Here is a 13,453-nt window from a genome sequence, read left to right as displayed (position 1 = left end):
GTAACACCTGTGGCCTCATGTTCGGTTGCACGGTGCTGACCACTTCGCATGCCTTACGTCCAGTTCGTTGTGGGCCGCCGTCGCAAGACCGCCGCGCCCGTTCCGCACCACCGTTCTGAGCTCAATGCCTAACTAAAGGCATCAGGCGCTTGATGCAAGAAAACCACAGACCTTGAAATATCAACCTGACCGCAGATTGCGGCAACTCTTGGTCGGCAATTAATTCGAATCTTTCAGCATATTTTAATACCTCCAAACTGGGCACCCGCGTACCGCGTCACACCAGCACCGCGCGGGCGTGCTCCGGCTTGGAATCGAACACCCGCCGATAGCGCGCGACCTCCTCGGGCGGGCCCATGGACTTGGTCGGATTATCCGACAGTTTCACGGTCGGCCGGCCGTCGGCGGAAATCACCTTGCAGACGATGGAGATCGGATCCAGCGCCCCGTCCGGCGCGAAGCCCCGGAAATCGTTGGTCAGCAGCGTCCCCCAGCCGAAGCCCATCCGCATGCGGCCGTTGAAATGGCGGTAGATCCGCTCGATGTCGTCGATATCGAGGCCATCGGAGAAAATGGCAAGCTTCTCGCGCGGGTCCTGCCCACGCGCCCGCCACCAGGCGATCGCCTCCTCCCCGCCCTCGATCGGCTCCTTGCTGTCGATGCGGATGCCGGTCCAGCGCGCCACCCAGTCGGGGGCGTGGGCGAGAAAATGCTCGGTGCCGAACGTGTCGGGCAGGATCACCCTGAGATTGCCCTCATAGTCGGTCTGCCAGTCGGCCAGCACCTTGTAGGGCGCCTCGGCCAGCGCCGCGTCACTGTCGGTAAGGGCGGCATAGACCATCGGCAGCTCATGGGCGTTGGTGCCCGTCGCCTCGACCTCGCGGCGCAGGGCGATGAGGCAGTTCGAGGTGCCGAGGAAGCGCTCGCCGAGCCCTTCCATCATCGCCTGCACGCACCAGTCCTGCCACAGGAAGCCGTGGCGCCGGCGGGTGCCGAAATCGGCCACGTTTACATCGCCGAGCCGCTGCAGCCGCTCCACCTTCTCCCATACGCGGGTCATGGCGCGCGCATAGAGCACCTGCAGCTCGAACCGCCCCATGCTGCGCAGCACGGCGCGCGAGCGCAGCTCGTTGATGATGGCGAGCGCGGGGATCTCCCACATGGTAGTCTCGATCCACGGCCCCTCGAAGGTCAGCTCGTACTGCCCGTCGCGCCGCTCCAGATGATAGTCCGGGAACCGGAAGCCCTCGAACCAGGCCATGAAGTCGGGCGAGAACATCTGCCGCCGGCCATAGAAGGTGTTGCCGCGCAGCCAGGTCGATTCGCCCCGCGTCAGCGAGAGCGAGCGCACATGGTCGAGCTGCTCGCGCAGTTCGCCCTCGTCGACGAAATCGGCGATGCGGATCTGCGACGTGCGGTTGATGATGCCGAAGGTCACGCGGGTCTGGAAATGGCGGCGATAGATCGTCTGCGCCATCAGCAGCTTGTAAAAATCGGTGTCCAGCACCGAGCGCACGATCGGGTCGATCTTCCAGGTGTGGTTATAGACGCGGGAAGCGATGTCGATCATGGCGGGGCTCTGAAACTGCGGGTCCCCCCTTCTAGCCGAAGCGGACCGGCCCTTCCTAGCGCCGAACGCGCGGAAGGCTCCGTTCGCCCTCTCTTCTCAGTCCAGCACCTCGACATGGGCCTGCCCGCCGGGCGTCTTGCGCGGGGCCCGCATCAGCAGCAGCAGCAGGGCGGTGGGCAGCGTCACCCACATCATGAACCTGAAATCGTCCAGATAGGCGATGGCGGTGGCCTGGCGGGTGATCTCCGCATTGAGCGCGCCCAGCGTCGCGGGATTGGCGATGTTCCAGAACTCGAACGCGCCCCCGGACTGGAGCATCCGGTTGAACGGCGTCACATGCGCGGCGAGCGAGGCGTGCATGATCTGGGTGTTCTGCGCCAGCAGGAACGAGGTCACCGACACGCCGATCGCGCTGCCCACATTGCGCACCAGGCTGAACAGCGAGGTGCCGTCGGTGCGCAGTTCCGGCGCCAGCGTGGCGAAGGCGACCACGGTCAGGGGCGTGAACACAAAGCCCAGCCCCGCTCCCTGGAAGATGCTGTTGGAGAGCAGCCCAAAGGCGCTGACATCCGGATTCCAGCTCGTCATGTCCCACAGGCTCCAGGCGATCAGCCCGAGCCCGAGCAGCATGAGCCACCGCGGGTCCATTCTCGACACCAGCCGCCCCGCCACCATCATCGCCATCATCGTGCCGAAGCCGCGCGGCGCCATCAGCAGGCCCGCCGTCGCGACCGGGTAGCCGCCCAGACGCTGGAGATAGGGCGCAAGCAGCGCCGAGGTCGCCAGCAGCACCATGCCGATGGCGAACATGATCACCAGCCCGCTCACGAAATTGCGGTCCTTGAACAGGCGCGGGCTGAGAAACGGTTTCTCCGCCGTGATCATGTGGACGGTGAAGAGATAGAGGCCGAGCCCGGCCAGCACCGCCTCGGCGATGATCTCAGTGGAGCCGAACCAGTCCTTCTGCTCGCCCCGGTCCAGCATCAGCTGCAAGGCACCGATGCCGAGCGCGAGCACGCCGAACCCGATCCAGTCGAAGCGCAGGCCGCTGTCGCGCTTCTCATCCTTGAGAAACAGCACCAGCCCGGTCGTCGCGAGCACGCCGAAAGGCAGGTTCACATAGAACACCCAGCGCCAGTTATAGGCATCGGTCAGCCAGCCGCCGAGCGTCGGGCCCAGGATCGGGCCGAGCATCACGCCCATGCCCCACACCGCCATTGCCTGCCCGCGCTGCTCCTCGGGATAGAGGTCGAGCATGGTCGCCTGCGACAGCGGCACCAGCGCGGCGCCGAAGACGCCCTGCGCGAGACGGAACACCACGATCTGCGTCAGCGACTGCGCCACCCCGCACAGCATCGAGGCCACGGTGAAGCCGACGAGACTGACGATGAAGATGGTCTTGCGGCCGAAGCGCGCCGACAGCCAGCCCACCGGCGCGGTCATGATCGCGGCGGCGACGATATAGGAGGTCAGCACCCAGGTGATCTGGTCCGCCGTCGCCGAAAGCGAGCCCTGCATGTAAGGCAGCGCGACATTGGCGATGGTGGAATCCAGCGCCTGCATCAGCGTCGCCATCATGGCGCAGATGGTGACCAGGATCCGGGTCGTCCCGGCCTTGTCGGCCGGAACCTGTGCGGGCATCGCAGCTGTGGTGGACATGATGATGAACCTCCGGATCGGGGCTACCCGTTGCCGGCGTTGCCGTCCGCTCACCCGTCAGGCGAGCGGGCCGTGTTGACGTTGTTCCGGTTCGCGGCCGGCCTCCCGGCCCGTCAGATCAGTCCGGTCAGCGTCTGCCGCAGTGAGAGTTCGTGGCCGGTGTCGATCGACACCTGCGCGCTCATTCCCGCGCGCAAGTCCGGCGCGGCGGGCGAACCGGGCTCGGCGGCCGCGCTCTCCACCACCACGCGCACCGGCACGCGCTGCACCACCTTGACCCAGTTGCCGCTCGCATTCTGCGCCGGCAGGATCGAGAATTCCGAGCCGCTCGCCGGGGCGATGCTCTGGACCGTGCCCTTCCAGGTACGGCCGGGATACGCGTCGATGGTCACATCCACGCTGTCGCCGGGCTTCACATAGGTGAGGTCGGTTTCCTTGATGTTGGCATCGATCCAGACCTTGGCGCTGGAGACCAATCCCACCGCGCCCTGGTTGGTCAGCGCCGCCGTGGCGGCGACGAGGTAGAGGCCGGGCTGGAGGCTGTCGACGCCCGTCACCGTGCCGGCGAAAGGCGCACGCACCGTGGCGTGGTCGAACTGGCGCTGCGCCTCGTCGACCGCGGCCTTGGCCTGCAGATATTGCGGGTGCTGCTCCACGTCGACGTCGGGGTTCCCGCCCAGCTTGGCGAGGGCGACCTGGGCCTGCTGGCGAAGCGCATCCAGCTTGTGCTGGTCACCTTCAAGGGCGAAGCGCGCCTGGTCGTACTGCGCCTTGGACAGCGCGGCGGTGTCCTTCACCAGCGTGGCGTAGCGGTCGAAGGTGGCCTGGTCGTTGTCGACCGTCGCCTCCTGCGCCGCGATGTCGCTCAGCATGCGCTGGTAGTCGACCTTCTCCGCCTTCAGATCCAGCGCGGTCTCGGCGAGGTTGGCCCGCGCATTCTCAAGCGCGATCTGGTACTGGCGCGGGTCGATGCGGAACAGCACATCGCCCGCCTTCACCTTCTGGCCTTCCTTGACGTCGACATCGCTCACGAGGCCCGAGACATCGGTCGACACCATCAGCTTGGCCGCGCGCACATAGGCGTCGTCGGTCGAGACGTAGCGACCGCCGGTGAGCCAGAAATAGCCGGAGCCGATCGCCACCACGGCGATGCCGCCCAGCATCAGCACGGAACGCAGCCGCGAGCGGCGCTTGGGCGCCAGCGCCGGCTGAAGCGGCGGCGCCGCCACCGGGGTCGCGGCAGTTGAAAGGGTCTCGTTGGGGGCCTCGGCATCGCCGGGCGTGCGGGTACGGTCGAGCATGGCGGTTCTCTTCAGGAGACGGCGGCGCAGGAGCGCCCGTCCGCCGATTGCAGGTTCGATTTCATCTTGCGCAGCGTGGTCTCGGTGGAGGCGGCTTCCCGCGCGTCCACATCACTTCCCAGCAACTGGGCAAGCATCTCGGCCCGCGCGACCGCGATCTCCTCGAGGATCGGTTCGGCGGCCGGCAGCAGGTGCAGACGCCAGGCCCTGCGGTCCTCGGGGTCATGGCGACGCTCGACAAAACCACGCGCCTCCAGACGGTCGATCAGGCGCGCGACGGTGATCGGCTCCACCTCGACCATCGCGGCCAGCTCGTTCTGTGTCGGCGCCGGGCCGCGACGCAGCTTGACCAGGATCACCCACTGCGCGCGCGTCATGCCATGGGCGCGGGCGCGCTGGTCGAAACGGGTGCGCATCAGATGCGCGACCTCGTGAATGACCGTGAGAATGTCGTCCTCGGGCAGATGGGGCATCACCACCTCCTTTACGAGGCATAATATAACTCGCGTTATTATATGCGTCGATATGATATGTTATGCGAATTTCGCATGTCTGCCCCGCGCGGGGATTACCCCTGGCATGCTGCACCGCAATGCTTATGTCCCCCGAGATTTACTCCTCACATGGTCCAGAAGGATCTGAGCATGACCTCCACACCCGACCTGTTTGAAAGCTATCGCCTCGGTGACATCACGCTGGCGAACCGCATCGTCATGGCGCCGCTGACGCGCAACCGCGCCGTCGCCGGGCTGGTGCCCTCCCCGCTCGCGGTCGAGTATTACGCCCAGCGCGCCTCGGCCGGCCTCATCGTCACCGAAGCCACGCAGGTCTCCGCCACCGCGCAGGGCTACCAGGACACGCCCGGCATCTTCACCGACGCCCAGGTCGAGGGCTGGAAGGCGATCACCAGCGCCGTCCGCGCCAAGGGCGGGCGCATGTTCGTGCAGCTCTGGCATGTCGGGCGCGTCTCGCACCGCTCGCTACAGCCCGGCGGGGCCGCCCCGCTGGCGCCCTCGGCCATCCGCGCCGAGACCAAGACCTACGTGAACAACACCTTCGTCGAGGTCGACGAGCCCCGCGCGCTCACGCTCGACGAGATCCCCGGCATCGTCGACGACTTCCGCAAGGCCGCCGCCAACGCCATCCGCGCCGGCTTCGACGGCGTCGAGATCCATGCCGCGAACGGCTACCTGATCGACCAGTTCCTGCGCGACGGCGCCAACCAGCGCACCGACGCCTATGGCGGCTCGATCGAGAACCGCGTGCGGTTCCTGAAGGAAGTCATGGAGGCCGTCGTCGGCGAGATCGGCGCCAGCCGCACCGGCGTGCGCATCTCCCCGGTCACCCCGGCCAACGGGCTGACCGACAGCGACCCGGCCGCGCTCTTCGCCCATGTCATGGACGTGCTGGAGACGATCGCCCCGGTCTATGTCCACATGATCGAGGGCGCCACCGGCGGCCCGCGCGACGTGGTGCCCGGCTTTGACTTCGAGGCCCTGCACCAGCGCTACAGCGGCACCTGGATGGTCAATAACGGCTACGACAAGGCCATGGCCGAACAGGCGCTCGCCTCCGGCAAGGCCGACCTCGTCGCCTTCGGCAAGCTCTTCATCTCCAACCCGGATCTCGTTGAGCGCCTGAAGCAGGACGCGGCCTTCAACGAGCTCGACCGCGACCATCTCTATGGTGGCGGCGCCAAGGGCTACATCGACTATCCCACGCTGGAGAGCGTCGGCGCCTGAGGACGGCCCGGCTAGGGGGCCTGCCTGAAATAGGGCAGGCTCCTCAGCCGCAGCAGGACGAGCGGGTACACCGCCAGCAACACCCCGCCGACGATGGCCCCGATGAGGGTCAGCGCTGACAGCTGGCCTTCCGCCGCCGCGCTGCGATAGACGCCGAGCGACACCGGGAAGAACAGCAGCACGGCTGTGAACGCCCCCGGCGAGAAGCGCCCGCGCGCCGCCATCATCGGCACCACATGGAAGAAGGTCGCGTTGATCAGCATCAGCGTGGCGAAGGCGAGCGCGGCGACCGGCAGCGCATAGGAAATCTGCGCCTGCGCGAAGCCCAGCACCACCACGGCCGCATTGGCGACGTGGAAATCCCCCCACTCGACCGGCAGCTTGAGCACGTCGCGCGCCCAGTTGCGCCAGTCGAACGCGAACTCCTCCATGATGTGAAGCATGTAGGCCAGCAGCGCCAGCCAGGCCCAGACCTGAAAGCTCATTGCCCTCTCCCCGCCCGAAACTGCCCGGCGGGGAGATTTAACCGAGAAGCCGGTCAGGCCGCCAGCGGCTCGGCCTGGGAGCGCACAGAGACGTCGACGCTCATACCGAGATAATCGCCGATCATGCCGGTGAAGCCGCCCGCGACCGGCACCGCCTGGCTCGGGTCACGCGTCACCGCGACACGGATGAGGTTGTCGGCCGCGATGGTGCCGTTGGTCGGGTCGAACTCCACCCACCCCGCGCCCGGCAGGTAGATGTCGGCCCAGGCATGCGTCGCCCCGGCCCCGACGACGTTCGACTCGTCGCCATCCAGCGCCGGATCGTAGAGATAGCCGGTCACGAAGCGGGCGCCGAAGCCGAGCGCGCGGGCCGCCTCGATCAGCAGCAGCGCGAAATCGCGGCAGGAGCCGGTTCCCAGCCTCAGCGTGTCGAGCGGCGCCTGGGTGCCCTGCTCGTGGCGCATCTGGTAGCCGAAGCCGCGATGGATGCTGTTGTTCATGTCGGTGAGCAGCGCCATCGTGTCCGTCGGGCGCGTGGCGATGAACCCCTTGGCCCAGCTCTCCAGCTCCCCGGCCGGGTCCGGGTAATGGCAGTCGCGCATGCGGCCGAGATCGATGCGGTCGTCGGAGGAATAGACGAAGGGGTAGTCGCGCGCACTCTCATCGAGCTCAAACGCCGGCCAGCCGAGCCCGAAGCGCTCCAGCGTCAGCACGCTCTCGATCTTCAGCTCGTTGGAGGGCTCGAGAAAATCGACGGTGGCGACGGAGTTGCCGAACACGTCGTGCAACCAGTGCACGTTACCGTGCGGCCAGATCGAGAGTTCGGCGGCGACGAGGCGCAGGTCGTGGCTGTCGCGCGGCCGCAGCATCAGTCGGTGGGGTTGGAATTCGACCGGGTTGGCGTAGCTGTAATGCGTGACGTGCCGGACGATAAGGGTCTGCATTTTTGTTTTCCAGAAAGGTGCCGGGACCACCGCCAGCAGCCGGAATCGGCGAGAGCAGCGATTCTACCGGGCGCACAGGCGACCGACGATGAATCCTAGAACGCCCACGGTGATCAGAGCATTGAATGAATAGCGGCGCGCGGGAAGCCCCGGCAGCGCGGATACGGCACTGCGCATCGCCGCCGATTCGGAGGCCGTGCGGGCCGCTGCCGGGCGCGACGCGGCGGAACGGGCGGAAGCCGGGTTCGAAGCTGCCGGGTTGGAAGCTGTCGGGTTGGAAGCTGCCGTCTTGGAAGAGGCGGCCTTCGCGCCCGTGTCGCTCGCCCCTGAAACGGCCTTGGCCGCTTCGCTCGGGCGAGTGCCCTTGGGATTGGTGCCGTTCGAGCCCGTGCCTTCGGGTTGCTTGCTACCTTCGGCCATGATGCGCCTCCTTGTGCCTGACGTGCGTCTCTCAACGCGCCAGCACGCGGTTTGTTCAAACGGCGGCGTCAGATGCGCCCGTTGAGAAAGGCCAGCATCTCCACGGGGCTGTTGGCGCGGAACAGCCGCACCCGCCGGCAGCCACACATGTCGCAACGCACACGCGGTGCCTCTTCGTCCGGCGCCGCGAGAAACGCGGAATTACCGGGCGCGAGAGCCGAACGACGGCCGCAACGCTCGCAATGCGCGCAGATCATGGATGTCGAGTCGATGGCAGGAACTCCTTCCCACGCGATCGAGAAAGGTTCGACCGGGGCACGATAGATGGGTATGGCGGCGGCCGAAAGCAACGCCCGCGCGGCGCGACGCCCACTGGGGCGGACAGCGACAAGAAATTTCGGCCGGATGATGAAATCGTGTGGAAGAGTGAAGATCGGTTCCAGGAAGACCTAACCTGTCCTGAAGGTTAGGTGGTGGGCGCACTAGGGCTCGAACCTAGGACCCGCTGATTAAGAGTCAGCTGCTCTACCAACTGAGCTATGCGCCCGGAACCGATCGACGCGGGGTTGAGCCCCGCGAGCCGCGGTCGTTTAGCAAAGCTGTTAGGGCGTGTCCATACCCGCCGCTCACCTTCTTCACTCTTTAAACGCTTCTTCCCGCTTCCGGCGCACCGAGGGGAGCAGCACCACGGCCAGCGCGAACACCGCCAAACCCAGCATTGTCGCGGAAATCGGACGGGTGAAGAACACCGTTGGATCGCCGCGCGAGATCAGCATCGCCCGGCGCAGATATTCCTCCAGCATCGGCCCGATGATGAAGCCAAGCAGCAGCGGCGCCGGCTCGCAGTCCAGCTTCACCAGCACGTAGCCGATGAACCCGAACAGGGCCATCGTGTAGACCGAGAACTCGTTGTTGTTCACGCTGTAGACGCCGATGCAGCAGAAGCCGACGATCAGCGGGAACAGGATGTGATAGGGCACGGTGAGCAGCCGGACCCAGACCCCGATCAGCGGCAGGTTCAGCACCACCAGCATGAAATTGCCGATCCACATCGAGGCGACGATGCCCCAGAACAGGTCGGGCTGCTCGCTCACCACGTTCGGGCCGGGCACGATGCCCTGGATGATGAGCGCGCCGATCATCAGCGCCATCACCGGGTTGGACGGGATGCCGAGCGTCAGCATGGGGATGAAGGAGGTCTGCGCACCCGCATTGTTGGCTGATTCGGGTGCCGCCACGCCCTCGATGGCGCCCTTGCCGAAGCGCGCGGGATAGCGCGATATCCGCTTCTCGATCGAATAGGCGGCGAAGGACGAGAGCACCGCCCCGCCGCCCGGCAGGATGCCGAGGAACGAGCCGAGGAAGGTGCCGCGAACCACCGGCCCGATGATTCGCTTGATATCGTCCTTGGACAGCAAAAGGCCCTTGACCTTCTGCACCATCACCGTGCGGCTGTGCTCGTCCTCCAGGTTGCGGATGATCTCGCCGATGCCGAACACGCCCATGGCCAGCGCGACGAATTCGATGCCGTCGGCCAACTCCAGTATGTCGAAGGTGAAGCGGGGCGTGCCGGTGTAGACATCCTGCCCCGAGAGGCCGAGCAGGATGCCCAGCACCACCATCGCCAGCGCCTTGATCACCGAACCCGAGGCCAGCGCCACCGAGGCGACGAGGCCCAGCACCATCAGCGCGAAATATTCCGGCGGTCCGAATTTCAGCGCGAGATCCGACAGCGGCGGCGCGAACACCGCCAGCAGGAAAGTCGCGACCGAGCCGGCGAAGAACGAGCCCAGCGCCGCCGTGGCCAGCGCGGCCCCTGCCCGCCCCTGCCGCGCCATCTGGTAGCCGTCGATCGCGGTGACGACCGAGGAACTCTCGCCCGGCAGGTTGATCAGGATCGCCGTCGTCGATCCCCCGTATTGCGCGCCGTAATAGATGCCCGCGAGCATGATCAGCGCCGCCACCGGCGGCAGGCCGAAAGTGATCGGCAGAAGCATGGCGATGGTCGGCACCGGCCCGAGGCCCGGCAACACCCCGATCAGCGTGCCCAGCAGCACGCCGATGAAGCAGTAGATGAGGTTCTGGAAGCTGAAGGCGACCGAAAACCCGAGCGCGAGATTGTCGAAAATTTCCACCGCATGCGCTCCGGTTCAGTAGCCGCCGAGCCAGGGACCGAGCATGGGCAGCGGCAGCCCGAGCCCCTTGATGAACACCGCCCACGAGAACGCCACCATGACCAGCGCCATGGCGACGCCGCTGCCGAAGGTGAAGCGGTGGCTGGCCAGCGAGGAGATGAACACCGCCAGCCCCATGGCCGGGCCGAGGCCGAACGGACGGATCCCCACGCCGAACACCGTCACCGCCACCGACACCAGGATCAGCGCCCGCCACGGCCACCGCCGCACATTGATCGGCTCGCCCTGCGCGGCGCCGGAGGTCAGGCCGCCCACCAGCACGATGAGGCCGAAGAAGGCCAGCAGCCCGGCCAATACCATCGGGAAATAGCCCGGCCCCATCTTGATGGCGCGGCCCATCGGCAGGTCCGCGCCCTGCCAGGCGAAGAAGGCGGCCGTCACGATCAGAAGGAGGCCGGTGGCGACATCCTTCGGCGACTTCACGAATCGCGTCATGCGGGGGGTTCCCGGTCAGAAAGCCAAGGTCGATCGCCGCGCGCCGGCCCGCCCACCGGCACCGGGCCGGGCGGGTGGACGGGCGGCAGGAGGAGGCCAGCCGCGCGGCGTCAGTCGGCGAACACGCCGGCTTCCTGGATCACCGGCTTCCACTTCTTGACCTCGGCCTCCAGGAACTGCCGGTGCACCTCCGGCGTGGCGCGATCGAGCGCGACCGGCTCGGTGCCGAGATCGGCGAAGCGTGCGATCACCTTCGGGTCCTGCAGCGCCGCCACCAGCGCCGCGTTGAGCTTGTCGATCGCCGGCTTCGGCGTGCCCTTGGGCGCGTAGATGCCGTGCCACACCGCGATCTCGAAGCCGGGCAGCCCGCCTTCCTCGAAGGTCGGCAGATCCGGCAGCGACTTCAGCCGCTGCTTAGTGGTGACGCCATAGGCCTTCACCTTGCCGGCCTTGATCTGGCCCGTGGTATTGGTGGTCTGGTCGCACATCAGGTCGATCTGGCCGCCGATCAGGTCGTTCATCGCCGGGCCGGTGCCCTGATAGGGAACCGTGGTCATCTGCGCCCCGACAGCCGACATGAACAGCATGCCGCACAGATGCGAGGCCGAGCCGACGCCCGCATTGCCGTAGATCACCGCGTCCTTCTTGTCCTTCACGAAGGCCAGCAGCGCGGCGGCGTCCGTCGGTTCGAGATCGGCCTTCGCGATCATCGTCATCGGCACGTCGGTCACGAGCCCGACTTCCTCGAAGTCGTTCAGCACGTTGTAGGGCAGCTTGCGATACAGCGTCGGCGCGGTCGCCATGCCGATATGGTGCAGCAGCACGGTGTAGCCATCGGGGGTCGCCTTGGCGACCTGGCCCGCGCCCCGGGTGCCGCCGGCGCCGCCGACATTCTCCACGATCACCTGCTGGCCGAGCGAACGGGACATCGATTCCGCGATGAGGCGCGCGACGGTGTCGGTGGGACCGCCGGCCGAGAACGGGACCACCATGGTCACGGTCCGGTCCGGGTAGTCCTGCGCCGTCGCGGCGCCGAACGGCATCGCGCCAGCGACCAGCGCCGTCAGCGCGACGGCGGCTGCTTTAAGGCTCTTCATGCACTCCTCCCAGAATGTCGCTATGACGTATGCGCGACGGCGCTCTTCCGGCGTCGTTTGCAGCCCGACAAGCGAGCACTGGTCTTACGAAGCGTCAAGCTGCTCTTTCGAACTAGACGCCACAGTTTTCCGCCCTCCCGTTGCTTCTTTGACTGAAGGGCGATCTAGGAAGACGCGAACGCAGGCTCCATATTTGCTGGATGATTCACGAACCGCCGCCCCTCGTCGTGGAAATCGCCTACCAGGAGCCCTGGGAAGCGGCGCGCCGCATCGCGCCCGCTGATGGCGAGGGGCTGACCTTCCTCGACAGCGCCATGACGCACCCCCTGCTGGGGCGCTGGTCCTATGTCATGGCCGATCCGTTCGCCCGCTTCCGCGTCGAGGGCGGGCAGGCGCGCTGGAACGGCACCCGCGAGAACGGGCGCCCGCTGGACGCGCTGCGCGCCCGGCTCGCCGCCTTCGCCCAGCCCCGCCTGCCCGGCGCCATGAGCTTCCAGGCCGGCGCCGCCGGCTATTTCGCCTATGAGGCCGGCCGCCTGTTCGACCGCTTCCCCACCCCGGTGCCGGAGCCCGGCGAGGGCGCGGAGATCGATCTCGGCTTCTACGATCTGGTCCTGGCCTTCGACACTCTGGCGAAGAGGGCGTTCGTCATCTCGACCGGCTGGCCGGAAAGCGAGCCCACGCGCCGCGCCCGCCGCGCCCGCGAGCGGCTGGAGGAAGCCTCGGCCCGGCTTGCCGGCCCGCTTCCCGCGCTCGGCCCCGCCGCCGTGGCCCGCGACTGGCATTCGAATTTCGACGCGGCGTCCTACCGCGCGGCCGTGGCCCGTGTGATCGACTATATTCGCGCCGGCGATATCTTTCAGGCCAACTTCACCCAGCTTTTCACCGCCGAGATCGGCGAGGTCGACGCCTTCGCGCTCTATGACCAGTTGCGCCGCGCCAATCCCGCGACCTTCGCCGCGCTGATCGTCAACACCGACCGCCTCATCGCCTCCTCCTCGCCCGAGCGCTTCGTCCGTCTCAGTGGCCGCGAGGTGGAAACCCGCCCGATCAAGGGCACGGTGCCACGGTCGGTCGAGCCCACGCTGGACGCCCATCGCGGGCGGGAGCTGAGCGCGAGCGAAAAGGACCGCGCCGAGAACGTGATGATCGTCGACCTGCTGCGCAACGATCTCTCGCGGGTCTGCCGGCCGGGCACGGTGAAGGTGCCGCGCCTGTGCGGGCTGGAGACCTACGCCAATGTGCATCATCTGGTGTCGGTGGTGACCGGCGAACTGACCGCCGGCCGCGACGGGCTGGACCTGCTCGCGGCCTCGTTTCCGGGCGGCTCCATCACCGGCGCCCCCAAGATCCGCGCCATGGAGATCATCCATGAGCTGGAGGGGCGCCCGCGGGGGGTCTATTGCGGCTCGATCGGCTATATCGGCTTCGACGGGGCCATGGACTTCAACATCGCCATCCGCACCGTGACGGTGGAGAAGGGCGAGGCCAGCTTCGGCGTCGGCGGGGGTATCACCACCCTTTCCGAGCCGGCGGCCGAACATGAGGAAAGCCTCACCAAGGCCGAACGGCTGTTCCGTGCCTTCCGGGCCCCTGTGTGAGCGG

12 protein-coding genes and 1 tRNA gene are annotated in these 13,453 nt (G+C 67.0%); 2 read left to right on the top strand and 11 right to left on the bottom strand.

Annotated elements, in window-relative coordinates; genetic code table 11:
- Positions 1–277: 277 nt before the first annotated feature.
- The 4 genes from pncB to G3A50_RS18015 form a co-directional block, all read right to left on the bottom strand.
- Complete coding sequence (pncB, locus tag G3A50_RS18030; protein ID WP_163076533.1) at positions 278–1,570, bottom strand: nicotinate phosphoribosyltransferase; 1,293 nt, start codon at positions 1,568–1,570, stop codon at positions 278–280.
- Between the two features lie 96 nt (positions 1,571–1,666).
- Complete coding sequence (locus G3A50_RS18025; RefSeq protein WP_163076532.1) at positions 1,667–3,229, bottom strand: DHA2 family efflux MFS transporter permease subunit; 1,563 nt, start codon at positions 3,227–3,229, stop codon at positions 1,667–1,669.
- Positions 3,230–3,342: 113 nt separating this feature from the next.
- The gene (locus G3A50_RS18020; protein WP_163076531.1) at positions 3,343–4,530 is read right to left on the bottom strand and encodes an HlyD family secretion protein; all 1,188 of its coding nucleotides are present in this window, start codon (positions 4,528–4,530) and stop codon (positions 3,343–3,345) included.
- 11 nt (positions 4,531–4,541) lie between these two features.
- Positions 4,542–5,003, bottom strand: coding sequence for a MarR family winged helix-turn-helix transcriptional regulator (locus G3A50_RS18015; RefSeq protein ID WP_163076530.1), 462 nt, complete (start codon positions 5,001–5,003; stop codon positions 4,542–4,544).
- Between the two features lie 171 nt (positions 5,004–5,174).
- On the opposite strand from G3A50_RS18015, the gene G3A50_RS18010 reads away from it, so the two are divergent.
- On the top strand, positions 5,175–6,272 hold the full coding sequence (locus G3A50_RS18010; protein ID WP_163076529.1) for an alkene reductase: 1,098 nt from the start codon (positions 5,175–5,177) through the stop codon (positions 6,270–6,272).
- An 11-nt stretch (positions 6,273–6,283) separates the two neighbouring features.
- On the opposite strand, the gene G3A50_RS18005 is transcribed toward G3A50_RS18010, so the two are convergent.
- The 7 genes from G3A50_RS18005 to G3A50_RS17975 form a co-directional block, all read right to left on the bottom strand.
- Positions 6,284–6,757 carry an HXXEE domain-containing protein gene (locus G3A50_RS18005; protein ID WP_163076528.1) on the bottom strand — a complete coding sequence of 158 codons (474 nt, stop codon included), beginning with the start codon at positions 6,755–6,757 and terminating at the stop codon, positions 6,284–6,286.
- A 53-nt stretch (positions 6,758–6,810) separates the two neighbouring features.
- Complete coding sequence (locus G3A50_RS18000; RefSeq protein ID WP_163076527.1) at positions 6,811–7,701, bottom strand: transglutaminase family protein; 891 nt, start codon at positions 7,699–7,701, stop codon at positions 6,811–6,813.
- 63 nt (positions 7,702–7,764) lie between these two features.
- Positions 7,765–8,121: a hypothetical protein gene (locus tag G3A50_RS17995; RefSeq protein ID WP_163076526.1), complete on the bottom strand. Its 357-nt coding sequence runs from the start codon at positions 8,119–8,121 to the stop codon at positions 7,765–7,767.
- Between the two features lie 471 nt (positions 8,122–8,592).
- Positions 8,593–8,668 (bottom strand) — tRNA-Lys (locus G3A50_RS17990).
- Between the two features lie 88 nt (positions 8,669–8,756).
- Positions 8,757–10,256 (bottom strand): tripartite tricarboxylate transporter permease, encoded by a 1,500-nt coding sequence (locus G3A50_RS17985; RefSeq protein ID WP_163076525.1) that lies wholly within the window; start codon positions 10,254–10,256, stop codon positions 8,757–8,759.
- A gap of 15 nt (positions 10,257–10,271) precedes the next feature.
- Positions 10,272–10,751: a tripartite tricarboxylate transporter TctB family protein gene (locus G3A50_RS17980; RefSeq protein WP_163076524.1), complete on the bottom strand. Its 480-nt coding sequence runs from the start codon at positions 10,749–10,751 to the stop codon at positions 10,272–10,274.
- 110 nt (positions 10,752–10,861) lie between these two features.
- The gene (locus tag G3A50_RS17975) at positions 10,862–11,848 is read right to left on the bottom strand and encodes a tripartite tricarboxylate transporter substrate binding protein BugD (protein ID WP_163076523.1); all 987 of its coding nucleotides are present in this window, start codon (positions 11,846–11,848) and stop codon (positions 10,862–10,864) included.
- A gap of 200 nt (positions 11,849–12,048) precedes the next feature.
- On the opposite strand from G3A50_RS17975, the gene pabB reads away from it, so the two are divergent.
- Positions 12,049–13,449: an aminodeoxychorismate synthase component I gene (gene pabB, locus G3A50_RS17970; RefSeq protein ID WP_163076522.1), complete on the top strand. Its 1,401-nt coding sequence runs from the start codon at positions 12,049–12,051 to the stop codon at positions 13,447–13,449.
- The last annotated feature ends 4 nt before the right edge of the window (positions 13,450–13,453 follow it).

Origin of the sequence: Ancylobacter pratisalsi, assembly GCF_010669125.1 — a bacterium.
GTDB lineage: Bacteria > Pseudomonadota > Alphaproteobacteria > Rhizobiales > Xanthobacteraceae > Ancylobacter > Ancylobacter pratisalsi.
The sequence above is the reverse complement of the archived record's forward strand: the minus strand, read 5'-3'. Positions and strand labels throughout refer to the sequence as shown.

What these genes read in the sequence shown, in the direction of transcription:
- G3A50_RS18020 (WP_163076531.1), bottom strand. Translation starts at nt 4,530, where the DNA reads ATGCTCGACCGTACCCGCACGCCCGGCGATGCCGAGGCCCCCAACGAG.
- G3A50_RS18005 (WP_163076528.1), bottom strand. Translation starts at nt 6,757, where the DNA reads ATGAGCTTTCAGGTCTGGGCCTGGCTGGCGCTGCTGGCCTACATGCTT.
- pabB (WP_163076522.1), top strand. Translation starts at nt 12,049, where the DNA reads ATGATTCACGAACCGCCGCCCCTCGTCGTGGAAATCGCCTACCAGGAG.
- G3A50_RS18025 (WP_163076532.1), bottom strand. Translation starts at nt 3,229, where the DNA reads ATGTCCACCACAGCTGCGATGCCCGCACAGGTTCCGGCCGACAAGGCC.
- G3A50_RS17975 (WP_163076523.1), bottom strand. Translation starts at nt 11,848, where the DNA reads ATGAAGAGCCTTAAAGCAGCCGCCGTCGCGCTGACGGCGCTGGTCGCT.
- G3A50_RS18000 (WP_163076527.1), bottom strand. Translation starts at nt 7,701, where the DNA reads ATGCAGACCCTTATCGTCCGGCACGTCACGCATTACAGCTACGCCAAC.
- G3A50_RS17980 (WP_163076524.1), bottom strand. Translation starts at nt 10,751, where the DNA reads ATGACGCGATTCGTGAAGTCGCCGAAGGATGTCGCCACCGGCCTCCTT.
- G3A50_RS17995 (WP_163076526.1), bottom strand. Translation starts at nt 8,121, where the DNA reads ATGGCCGAAGGTAGCAAGCAACCCGAAGGCACGGGCTCGAACGGCACC.
- G3A50_RS18010 (WP_163076529.1), top strand. Translation starts at nt 5,175, where the DNA reads ATGACCTCCACACCCGACCTGTTTGAAAGCTATCGCCTCGGTGACATC.
- pncB (WP_163076533.1), bottom strand. Translation starts at nt 1,570, where the DNA reads ATGATCGACATCGCTTCCCGCGTCTATAACCACACCTGGAAGATCGAC.
- G3A50_RS18015 (WP_163076530.1), bottom strand. Translation starts at nt 5,003, where the DNA reads ATGCCCCATCTGCCCGAGGACGACATTCTCACGGTCATTCACGAGGTC.